A 9483-nucleotide genomic window follows, 5' to 3' on the forward strand; every position below is an offset into this window, starting at 1 on the left:
TCCGGAGGTTCGCCGCGCGGTCGAGCAGGTCGTTGCGTGTTTCGACGACTCGTCGGACTATCTGTCCGTGCGTATCCGTATAGTGCGGGCGCGTCCGGATCTGCGAATGGAGGCCACGTTGGGTTACGCAATTGAGTGGGACGGCTACACGGTCACGCTTCCGCCGGTGGGGGATTCGATCGATGACGGACTCTCGTTCACGACCTGGGATGACGCATCTCTGAGGTTCGCGCGCTACGCAGCGGACACGTTCAACGCGGGCCCCGAAGGTCAGACCCTAATTATGGCCCCGGTGGTGCTTATCCCGCGCCCGGACAACGAGCACGATCCGGGCGCCGTGTCGATCGCCAGGCCGCGATCAACGGGAGGTGACATCGACGACCGCCACATGGGTTTCGTCTACCGTCGGCTCCTGTCCAAGCTTCCAGAGAACGCGATCCCACTTCTGGCTGAAATGTCTGGCGGTGAGGTCAATTGCAGCGTCATCATCGAGCGCGACGACGCCGACTACTACGGTCTGGACTTCGACGACCCCGACGACCTCCCATGCGCGTACAGTAAGGCCAAACTCGCGCTCCCCCCGGCAGCCGAGTTGGCGTACGCGGTGCACAGTGTCTTGGTCTCCCGAGGAATGGACCCTGACGACGAAGGGCGCCAGCGCACGAGTCACGTCCTCGAACGCTTGCGCATATTTCCCGGGCACAGCCGGCCCCTCGGACCGCTTTCGGTGACCGTTCGCGAAGGAAAGTCCGGACAGCCCAGTTCATTGACCGTGTACTCCGGAGACACACCGATTGGTTCCGTCGCCCTTGGCTATCTGTTTCTCGACGACGAGCGCCTGCGCCCCGCAGTGCTCGACGGGCTACTCAAGATGGGCGTACCAGCGGCTGCGTCCCGGGAGCCCCGGAGTGAAGCCGTGAGCCAGGAGTGGGAGCCCGGCGCCGTGCCTAACGTGCATGTGGGCTGGCGCCCCGGCGGCATGAAGCTGCGGTGGGCCGAACCGGACGGACCCTCGACACGAACAACCTTCGCCCAATACAACCCGACAGCCGAGACGCTGTGGGTCGAAGACGAGCGACTTGTCGCGCCCGCGTGTGCGTTCGCAGCCCGCCTGGGCGTCCCGGTGGACGGCATTGGACTACCACCCCTTAGATGGACATTGCGTGAACGCGTGTGGCGAGGTCACCTGCGTGACTTGTCCTACGAGTAGATGATCACCGGACCCAACTTCCGGCCGCTGAACCCTGCCGTGGCGGGCCTGGTGCCGGACACACTGTTCGAGGCCTCGGAGTTGGCTCGTTTCGCCCAGCCAGCACACAAGCTCGGTGCGGAACCGACCGCGCTTCTGGAGAGACTGACCACCCATCGCGGCACGCTCTTTCCCGGCCATACCTATCTCGACACGATCGGTACGTGCCGGATCTGCGAACGGCCGGCTGGCGATTTCCGCGCACCCTTGTGCGAGCAGACCTTGGCCTACTGTCACCGCTGCCTTGCTGTGGCTGTTGAGGGTCTCCCGAACATGGGGGCGACGCTCACCCGGGCAATTGCTCGCGCGACGCTGGCGGTCCGCGCTCTGGCCGACGACGAATTCGGCGGCGCAGCATTCGTCGAGTCCCAGCTGTCCACGATCCACGCAGACCCCCAGCATCCGGTGTCGCCGGCCGATATCGACCGTCGCTTGCTTCTCCGCATTGCGATCACACGCCGCCAGCTTCCGTGGACACACATCCTCATCGGCACCGGGCTGGCCAACAACGGTGTGCGGGTGTCGCGCGGCACCGTACTCAAGGCCACCGACGGACACTTGTGCCCGTCACTGCAAGAGAAAGCGGTCGATGACTTCTTCGACCGGCACCGCATCGGTCACACGCGCGAACCCCGATATCCCTTCGACCCGGAGCTGAACCCGAACACCCGTCGCCGCGCTGATTGGCTCCTAGAGGACGGTACGTTCGTCGAGATGTGGGGTATGCCCGAGGATCCGGTGTACGCCGAGAAGATGCGCGAAAAGATCAAGTTGACACGCCGACACCGGTTGCAGTTGATCGGTCTCACCGCCGCCGACATCGGGCGGCTCAGTGAGATTTTTACCCAATGGCCAACGAACTAGGAAACGCCGCCATGGGCACCGCGAGTCGCGTTCATCGATGCGGTTGCCTGCACAATGAACCGTAATCAGGACAGGGGAGGATGCTGCTGGTTGTCATTGTTCTCCGGCGAGAGTGGTTGGGGTATAACAGAATAATGGGCATATGGACGGCAACTCATGAAGCCTTGCCAATGTAACGGGCCGGCCCGACAGCAACCTCTACGCCTCCGCTGCAGCCACCTACCAAGCCATTCCGGCTGGCCGTGGTGTCCGCGCCGACTTTGGGCGATGGCGTTACCGAGCGGGCGGTCCTTATCGTGGGCCAGTGTGAAAGCTATTGCCGAGCTGTAGCTTTCGGGCTGATGCTGCAGACGCGCCACAGGGCGTACTTGCAAGAGGTGGCGCGGACGCCGCTATCACGACGGTGGACGGAACCACCGCGAAGTGCCGCGCAGGCACCCCTGCGCCTTCTCAAGCTGGCTTCGATGGCGATGCCGAGACGCTAAGGCCAGCAGAATGATCGGTTCGCACATCGATTGGGAACCAATTCTTCATGACTGTCGACGTCGCAATCCCCAACTCCGCCAACGTGATAATTGGTTCGGCGCTGATGGATGCGCACATCGAAAAGGTTCGCCTGCAGCCGCGATGCAGGGTGTCGCAACGACGATATGCATGAAAGGCCAACGGTCGCGTTGGCCAACGGCTTGAGCCATGCCGCCATTGTGCGCGCCGTCGACGCTGACAACGCTGCACGGGTTGCTGTGACCGGGGAATGGGTAGGGCGCCGGGAGAATCTGGTGGTCTGCGGGCCGGCCGGCACCGGTAAGACGTTCTTCCTGGAAGCGTTGGGCCAGAGGGTGATCGAGGCCGGAATGCCGGTGGCGTGGTTCACCCTCGAACAAATCGGGGGTGCTCGTTCGGTCCCACCGCGCCGACGACTCTCTCGGGCAAGGCAGCGGCCAAGATCGTGCGCGCCGAGCTCGTGGTCATTGATGACGTCGGCCTGCTCCCGGTCGGTACTGATACCGCCGAAGGGCTTTATCGCATTGTCGATGCAGCCTATGAGCGCAAGTCGGTGGCGATCTCGTCAAACCTTCAGCCGAGCGGATTCGATGAACTGATGCCCAAAACCTTGGCCACCGCGACAACGCGTCGAGGTGTCGGCTCAGCCACTGACGGAGGCGGCGCGCGACTCCAACCACTTCGTCTGGGGTGGCCTGTTTGGGCAGGTGGGGATTTGAGATTTCAGGGCACGAAAGTGAGGGGTGGTCCGTCGCAGTCCACTTCGATGACTCGAAGCTCCGGGCTGTTGCCGTGGGTCGCATTCATCACGGCGGCGGTCTCCTCCGCGACCTGCTTGTCACCGAATCTCCACGCCATCGCTGGGTCGCTCTGCAACTTGTAACTGGTGCCGGGCGCCCAGCCCTCCCCGTAAAACGGGAGGTACTTGACGGGTTTGCCGTCGCTGTCGAGTGCGGCGATGGCGTAGCAAGTGGTGGTGACAGCCGCCAGTCCGGACAGCCTGGCGTTTACCGCCGCGTCACGCTCGGCGTCGCTCAGCAGTGTCACGGTGGCGTGTTCATTGATCACCGCAGCCGGCATGAACCATTGGCGCGGCGCACCAACGGGCAGTTCGTAGATGTTGAGGTTGACGTCGTCACCGAATTTGACCCGTAGGAGCTGCTCGCCTGTTGCGCCTTCCATGGCATCCATCAGCGGGTGCTCGCTGAGAAACACGCCCTCACCGGGCACGATTGACCCGATGCTATCGCGGAAGCCTCCGCTGAGGATCGCATCGGCCGCATCGGTGGTGTGATAGCAGATCGTCATGAAGGTCCCTCTTCGGCGACGTCGTCGCGGATCTCGTCGGTGTCCTCGTTGTCGGCGTCGATCAAGACGGCACTCCCGTCGGGGAGCGTCACCGCCCGTAGTGCCTTATCGGTAAATCCGGTGGCTTCGCGAGCGGCGGTCAGCGCGTCGCCGGCCTGGTCCGGGGCGAGTTTGTGCAACTCGTCGGCGTGGGTGAGCACCATGACTGCCATCAGACGGCGGAACTGCTCATTGGTGAACGATTCGAGGTGGTCACGGTCTGCACCGGTTTGGACCATCATTTCGATTAGGTCGCGACGAGCGGTATTCCTATCTTTCTGCAAGGCCGGAACGCTCAACCTGGCGTCTTTGACCATCAGCATTAGGTGAAGAGGGTCGGTGGGGGACGGTTCGAACTGGTAGCGGGTATAGAAGCTGCGCGCCTGGTCGTGGAGCGCATGCACGAGGATGGCACGGACGCCGATATCTTCGGCGACTTGCACGCTGCGTCCGATGGCGTCGCGGAGCAGGTTCTCGCCCAGCCCGCAGCCTTGGTGCTTGCGGTCGATGGCGAGGCGCGATAGCAGGATCACCGGTATCGGGTCGGGCATGTTGCGGCGGAACTTGCCGGTGCAGTCAGCATGCGAGACCGCCCCGGTTGACAGTGCGTAGTAGCCGACGATGCGGCCGTCGCGGCAGGTGACAAAGCAACGGGATGCGCCGCTGACGTGGTTGGCTAGCGCGCGTTTACGGAGGTAGTCGTCGAGGGTGGATTCGCCGCTGTCGAATGCAGCGGCGTCGTCAACGTCGCTGATCGGTCGGGGGATGCTGTAGCCGGTCATGCGTCCCGTTCGAAGATGGACGGCTTGGCAAACATCTTCGCCAGCGCTTCCTTGAACTGGGCGGGCCGGTCGAGTAGGGCGTTGAATTCGGTCCATGCGGCGTCGTCGATGACGAAGTGTCGACGGTCTGCGAGGACGTCGCGAGCGTGCGCGACAGTGGCTCTCACGGTGAAGCTGGTGAGGTCAAGTCCTTCGACCTCGGCGGCATGGCGGATCAGTGCGTCCTGCTCGGGGGTCAGGCGCACAGCGAAACGCTCGGATTTCGTAGCCATGATCCCATTGTGTGCCTGATAGGCGTACGCGTCAACCGTGAGCACATGGGCGCGCAGAGGGAGTTCACGGGGAGTTCACGAACTTCAGGAAGTGTCGCGAACAATATCTCTAACCTGCATGAATGCTGGTGCGCGATACTGGGATTGAACCAGTGACCTCTTCCGTGTCAGGGAAGCGCTCTCCCGCTGAGCTAATCGCGCTGGAGTCAAAAGTCGGAGGTGGAGACGGGAATCGAACCCGTGTGCACGGCTTTGCAGGCCGTTGCCTCACCACTCGGCCACTCCACCGCTGGATTGATGCCATTTGCACCTTCGAGCGGATGACGGGATTCGAACCCGCGACCCTCACCTTGGCAAGGTGATGCGCTACCAACTGCGCTACATCCGCGCGCAACGAGCGAGATCGTCGCTCGGTGCGAAGCACGACGATAGTCCAGTGCGCGAGCGCACACAAATTCCTTGGTACCGAGCGTGTCCAATGCGGGGGTGGACGGTTCGCGTCGCACGTCCCCTCAGCGGATCGTGATAATCTTCGACGTCGTTCGCCTCTCGGCGCCGGTCCCGTGGCTCAGTGGAAGAGCGTCCGCTTCACACGCGGAAGGTCGCTGGTTCGATCCCAGCCGGGACCACAAGTACGCATCCCGATCCGGGGGAGATGAGATGGGCTTCGGGCAGGCCGTCGCGACCGGGTTCACCAAGTACGTCACCTTCAGCGGTCGCGCCTGCCGGTCCGAGTTCTGGTACTGGGTCCTCTTCACCGTCCTGGGCGGCATCGCGTCCACACTGGTCGACGCCAGCATGGACATGCAGATCGTCTCGGTCATATTCAACCTCCTCACCGCGATCCCGAGCCTGGCCGTCAGTGTCCGACGCCTGCACGACGTGGACGCCTCGGGCTGGTGGGTGCTGCTCAGCCTCATCCCGGTCATCGGGGCCATCGCGCTGCTGGTCTGGGTTGTCGCGAGGGGCACCGAGGGGCCGAATCGCTTCGGTCCGGATCCGCTGGCCGCGACGCCTGGCCTGCCCAACGAGCAGTACGGCGCGCCGGCATAGCTACCGCCCCGCCGCCCGGAGTCCGGGTAAGGCATTCGGTGCGACCGCTGGCCAGTGCCCACGAAGTACCATTCCCCTGACCGCACGCGCCGCGGCAGAACAGGAGACGACGATGCCGGTCACGGTGATTCTCGAGCTGCGATTCAAGCCCGATCAGGTATCGGCCGGGCGAGAACTGATGGGCCGGGCCCTGCAGGACACCCGCGCGTTCGACGGCAACCTGCAGACCGACGTGTGGGTCGACGAGCAGGACGAGGCGCACTGGCTGATCTACGAGGTGTGGGAATCGGTGGACCACGACGAGGCCTACCGCCGGTTCAGGGCCGGGGAAGGCAAGCTGACGCAGCTTCCGCCGTTGCTGGCCGCGCCCCCGGTCAAGACCCGGTATCTCACCAGCGACATCTAGCAATGAGCTTCTCCGAAGGCATCGGCACGCTGAAACTCGAATGCCCACAGCAACATCCGGTCGGAAGGATCCTGCGCGAGAGCGCGCATCAAGCCGTTCAGTACGACCCGGGAGCCACGGTGGGGCCACGCCGATTCTGGCCCGGTGAGGACGAGCACGCCCGGTTCGCGGCCCGGTGCCGCTTCTGCGACAAGCCGGTTGGAGACGCGACGGCAACCCTGCAGGCCAAGTTCGCCGAACTGCTCGCGGACACCGTGGAGACCTACCGGACTACGACGCTTCCCTACCTCGCGGAAAGCATGCGTTGATGCTGATATCGACGGGTCTTTATTGATTTCGTAAGGTTCATGAGGAAACGTCTACGAAAGCGCACGACACCGAGTTCTTCTAGGTCCCAATTAGCTGTCCCTACCAGTACGGAGTTCTCATGACGCTAACCCGCAGGCACCCGTTGGGCGTCCTCGTCGCGATACTGGCGGCCGTCGCAGCCGTCGTATCCTTCGGCGCGCCGACGGCTCAGGCGTTCTACGTCAAGTACCACGAGACGATCACGCGCAACGCGCTTCCCGCTGACCAGGTCAGCCAGCTGGCGGTCAACCAGATCCTGGTGGGGCCGCCGCCGGGCGGCGGCGCGCTGGGCAGCGATGCCTTCGCCACCGACGAGTTCCGGCACCTGGACAACTCGATCAACCCCACCGACATCTGCAATCGGGCGCGAGTCGCCTGGGACACCTTCTCGCCGATCGTCCTGAGCGGATCGGTGCTCAACGGCAACGTCGAGGCTGACGGGCCCGGTGCCCGCGCCGCGTTCGGTGCCCTGCTGCACACCCTGCAGGACTTCTACTCCCACTCCAACTGGGTCGACGACAACATCGCCATCGGCCAGCTGGACCGGCTCGCCCCGCCGATCTTCCCCGTCTGCAACCCGGCCGACTTCCCGGCCGACCTGCACACCGGTTACTACAGCATCGACTTCGCGCAGCAGTTCCCCCTCGAGGGTTGCCCTGCAGGCGGACCGCCGCCGGGATTCCAGGAGTGCCACACGCTGCTGAACAAGGACGGCCCGCACACCCCGCGCGGTGGTACGCCCGTCCCGGGCACCAACCTCAATGAGTACGACGTCGCCGCGCAACTGGCGACCCGGGCCAGCACCGATCTGTTCTTCACCATCCGCGACTGGGTTGCCAACGCGAACGGGCAGGACGCTGCGGTGCAGCTGTTCCAGCAGGGCGGCCCGCTGCCCAACTGGCACAACATCCCCAACCTGCCCGGCGTTCCCTACCTAGGTTCCTAGCACAGGGCTACGCCGTCAGACCGGATCAGCGGGTGCTCGGGTAACCCCCGGGCGCCCGCTGAATTTCGTTGTCGTCACTAGACTTTCGGGGTTCTCGGGGTGTCGGTTCACCACCTGCTCCTGATCGGGCTGGCTGGACTCGGGGCCGGTGCGATCAACGCGCTCGTCGGCTCGGGCACCCTGATCACGTTTCCGACGTTGGTTGCCCTCGGCTATCCGCCGGTCACGGCCACCATGTCCAACGCGGTCGGTCTGGTGGCCGGGGGAGTGTCCAGCACCTGGGGTTACCGCGCCGAGTTACGCGGTCAGTGGGATCGGTTGCGCTGGCAGATTCCGGCTTCGCTGGCCGGCGGGGTGCTGGGCGCCTACCTGCTGCTGCATCTGCCCGAGCAGGTGTTCACCCGGATCGTGCCGGCGCTGCTGGTGCTGGCTCTGGTGCTGGTGGTGCTCGGGCCGTGGTTGCAATCCTGGGCGCGGCGGCGGGCCGAACAGGAGGGCCGCTCGGTCGAGCGGATCACCTCCGCCCGGATGGTCGCACTTGTGGCGGGGACCTTCGCGGTCGGCGTCTACGGCGGGTATTTCACTGCCGCGCAGGGCATTCTGTTGGTCGGGATGATGGGTGCATTGCTGCCGGAGTCCGTCCAGCGCATGAACGCCGCCAAGAACCTGCTCACGCTGGTGGTGAATGTTGTTGCCGCCGTTGGCTATACGTTGGTGGCGTGGGATCGCATCAGCTGGCCGGCGGCAGGTGTGATCGCAGTGGGCTCGTCGATCGGCGGGCTGGTCGGTGCCCGGTACGGCCGACGGTTGTCGCCGAATGCATTGCGCGCCACCATCGTTGTGGTGGGATTGATCGGGTTGTACCGACTGCTTTCCCTGTGAGCCGAGTCAGTGAGCCCAGTCAGTGAGCCGACAGTGTGGCCGCGGCAGCCGCTTCGATGACGTCCATCACCTCGCCGCGCTCGCGCCACGCCCGCAACTGACGCATCGCCCCGTTGCCCTGCGTGGCAACTCGGTCGACTTCCTCGACCACCCGGGCGTACTCGCCGAGTGCGTCCAGCGCCGGGCGTACCCGCTGCACCAGCGCGGAAAGCTGCTCGCGGGCCGGTACCGAGCCGCGGCCGCTGATCAGATCCAGCGTGTTGCCGGCCAGTCCATCGTGCGCGGCCTGCCAGTACGCGGCGCGCAAGACCGCCGGGGGCAGCCGGTCGGCACCTGCCGGCGCTTCGTAGACGGCGGTGATCACCGCGGCCCTGATCAGGGTGGCCAGCAACACCGTCTCGTCAACCGTCGCCGGCACGTCGGCGACCCGCACCTCGACCGTCGGGAACACCGCGGACGGGCGCACGTCCCAATAGACCATGCCCTGATCCAGCAACACCCCGGTGTCGACCAGCATCTGCACGGTGCGGTCGTACTCGTCGGGCGAGGCGAAATACGGCGGAGCGCCCGCCACCGGCCAACGCCGCCACAGCACGCTGCGCCAGCTCGCATAGCCGGTGTCACAACTGCGGTACACCGCCGAATTCGCTGACAGCGCAAGCAGTGTCGGCAACCACGGCCGCAGCCAATTGCTCGCGTGGACGGCGGCCGCCCGATCGGGAACCTCGACATGCACATGAGCGCCGCAGATGCCCTGCTCGTGTGCGACCATCCCGAACCGCTCACCGATCTGCTTGTACCGCGGGGTGTCGGTGACCGGGAACTCGTGC

The 9483-nt window shown here is 64.7% G+C and carries 10 protein-coding genes, 4 tRNA genes and 2 pseudogenes; 9 read left to right on the plus strand and 7 right to left on the minus strand.

All coding sequences use genetic code 11. The annotated features are described in order from the left end of the window. Window positions 1-106 precede the first annotated feature (106 nt). From AC5Y3Z_RS22415 to AC5Y3Z_RS22425, 3 genes and pseudogenes are all read left to right on the plus strand, one after another. A complete protein-coding gene (locus AC5Y3Z_RS22415; protein ID WP_473140024.1) occupies window positions 107-1210 on the plus strand; it encodes a hypothetical protein in 1104 nt (367 codons plus the stop codon). After that, the gene (locus AC5Y3Z_RS22420; RefSeq protein ID WP_473140023.1) at window positions 1211-2113 is read left to right on the plus strand and encodes a hypothetical protein; all 903 of its coding nucleotides are present in this window, start codon (window positions 1211-1213) and stop codon (window positions 2111-2113) included. A 746-nt stretch (window positions 2114-2859) separates the two neighbouring features. Further along, window positions 2860-3290 (plus strand): annotated as a pseudogene (locus AC5Y3Z_RS22425) (ATP-binding protein); the annotation flags it as partial. A 50-nt stretch (window positions 3291-3340) separates the two neighbouring features. Here AC5Y3Z_RS22425 and AC5Y3Z_RS22430 read toward each other — a convergent pair. From AC5Y3Z_RS22430 to AC5Y3Z_RS22455, 6 genes and pseudogenes are all read right to left on the minus strand, one after another. Next, window positions 3341-3925 (minus strand): hypothetical protein, encoded by a 585-nt coding sequence (locus AC5Y3Z_RS22430; RefSeq protein ID WP_473140022.1) that lies wholly within the window; start codon window positions 3923-3925, stop codon window positions 3341-3343. 338 nt (window positions 3926-4263) lie between these two features. Beyond that, a pseudogene (locus tag AC5Y3Z_RS22435) lies at window positions 4264-4746 on the minus strand (GNAT family N-acetyltransferase); the annotation flags it as partial. Next, window positions 4743-5018 carry a type II toxin-antitoxin system TacA family antitoxin gene (locus AC5Y3Z_RS22440; RefSeq protein WP_473140021.1) on the minus strand — a complete coding sequence of 92 codons (276 nt, stop codon included), beginning with the start codon at window positions 5016-5018 and terminating at the stop codon, window positions 4743-4745. The gene AC5Y3Z_RS22440 and the pseudogene AC5Y3Z_RS22435, both read right to left, overlap by 4 nt. A gap of 126 nt (window positions 5019-5144) precedes the next feature. Further along, window positions 5145-5219, minus strand: a tRNA-Val gene (locus AC5Y3Z_RS22445). A 16-nt stretch (window positions 5220-5235) separates the two neighbouring features. Next, a tRNA-Cys gene (locus tag AC5Y3Z_RS22450) sits at window positions 5236-5306 on the minus strand. Window positions 5307-5333: 27 nt separating this feature from the next. Further along, window positions 5334-5406 (minus strand) — tRNA-Gly (locus tag AC5Y3Z_RS22455). A gap of 169 nt (window positions 5407-5575) precedes the next feature. Between AC5Y3Z_RS22455 and AC5Y3Z_RS22460 the strand changes: the two genes are divergently transcribed. From AC5Y3Z_RS22460 to AC5Y3Z_RS22485, 6 genes are all read left to right on the plus strand, one after another. Then, window positions 5576-5647, plus strand: a tRNA-Val gene (locus AC5Y3Z_RS22460). A 31-nt stretch (window positions 5648-5678) separates the two neighbouring features. After that, window positions 5679-6071 carry a DUF805 domain-containing protein gene (locus tag AC5Y3Z_RS22465; RefSeq protein ID WP_473140020.1) on the plus strand — a complete coding sequence of 131 codons (393 nt, stop codon included), beginning with the start codon at window positions 5679-5681 and terminating at the stop codon, window positions 6069-6071. Window positions 6072-6183: 112 nt separating this feature from the next. Then, window positions 6184-6477, plus strand: coding sequence for a putative quinol monooxygenase (locus tag AC5Y3Z_RS22470; RefSeq protein ID WP_463826862.1), 294 nt, complete (start codon window positions 6184-6186; stop codon window positions 6475-6477). A gap of 2 nt (window positions 6478-6479) precedes the next feature. Beyond that, window positions 6480-6785, plus strand: a complete 306-nt coding sequence (locus AC5Y3Z_RS22475) for a hypothetical protein (RefSeq protein ID WP_463826861.1) — start codon at window positions 6480-6482, stop codon at window positions 6783-6785. A 119-nt stretch (window positions 6786-6904) separates the two neighbouring features. Next, complete coding sequence (locus tag AC5Y3Z_RS22480; protein WP_473140019.1) at window positions 6905-7771, plus strand: hypothetical protein; 867 nt, start codon at window positions 6905-6907, stop codon at window positions 7769-7771. Between the two features lie 114 nt (window positions 7772-7885). Beyond that, window positions 7886-8653, plus strand: a complete 768-nt coding sequence (locus AC5Y3Z_RS22485) for a sulfite exporter TauE/SafE family protein (protein ID WP_473140081.1) — start codon at window positions 7886-7888, stop codon at window positions 8651-8653. A gap of 19 nt (window positions 8654-8672) precedes the next feature. Here the strand turns inward: AC5Y3Z_RS22485 and AC5Y3Z_RS22490 are convergent. Continuing rightward, on the minus strand, window positions 8673-9483 hold an 811-nt coding region (locus AC5Y3Z_RS22490; protein WP_500001854.1), incomplete at its 5' end, for a carboxylate-amine ligase.

Source organism: Mycobacterium sp. NGS61 (assembly GCF_059812325.1).